Genomic DNA, 922 nt, shown 5'->3' on the forward strand with positions numbered 1-922 from the left:
GCCATACCGGGCGATGCTTGCGCATCGCGGGGTAACGCAAAGCATGAGCCGAAGAGGCAATTGCTTTGACAATGCTGGGATCGAAAGCTTCTTCGGCACCCTCAAAGCTGAGTACTTCCACCTTGAAAAACTTGGCGACCTTGATGTGCTCGAAGCGGGCGTCAATAATTACATTCACTACTACAACCACGAGCGGATCAAGCTGCGATTGCAAGGGCTCAGTCCGGTGCAATACCGGATCAGAAACACCGCTTGATCAGCAGGATCACAATGTTCAACTTCTGGGGGTCAGTTCAATCCCGGGGCGATTCAATTCGACTCCTTGTTGGCCGGAGTGTAGAGCCGGTGCTTCGCTCGATCCAAAAAATGCGAGGTTCCAGACGATTTTTCGGGGCATGTATTTGTGCTTTCACATCCTGCTATCAAGTAGGGCTAACACACATATTTGGCGCGGACGCAGCCATGCGCGTGCACCGGCCTGACCGCGCTGAAAGGACAAACGAGCACTTTCGCACGGCGGTGCGAGGTAGGCCGCAGCTTTTTGAAGTGAAGCAGACCTATAGTGCTTTGCTTTGCGCCCCGGGTACTCACCTGTAGTGCTGAAACCATCCTTGTTCCATTTGACGCTACCCTTCTGGGTGCTTCTCGAAGCAGCTGCCGTGACGTCAAACTCAAAAGCGATCGATGTGATCGCACCTTCCGCTCGCGTACGGCGAAACGAAGTGGACTTCGTGTCCAAATAAGGACAGCTTTTAAAGTAGGCAGGTACCGATGAAAGATGACGCGAGGCTCATCCACCAGTTGCTCACCTATATCGAGCAGGTGGAGAAGTTAAAGGCCAAGCGTGTTGGCGCCGGCCGAAAATTGACCCACCTGTGAGGGTTGTGCCGCTTCAAATTTGACCCGGGTGTTCAGCCTACCC

The 922-nt window shown here is 53.6% G+C and carries 1 protein-coding gene; it reads left to right on the forward strand.

Translation table 11 applies throughout. The features are described 5' to 3' along the window. Window positions 1–256 (forward strand): IS3 family transposase (locus QN397_RS26585; RefSeq protein ID WP_323502517.1); only part of this gene is annotated, 256 nt, incomplete at its 5' end. Window positions 257–922: the final 666 nt, after the last annotated feature.

Origin of the sequence: Variovorax sp. RTB1 (genome assembly GCF_035018765.1) — a bacterium.
Lineage (GTDB): Bacteria > Pseudomonadota > Gammaproteobacteria > Burkholderiales > Burkholderiaceae_C > Variovorax.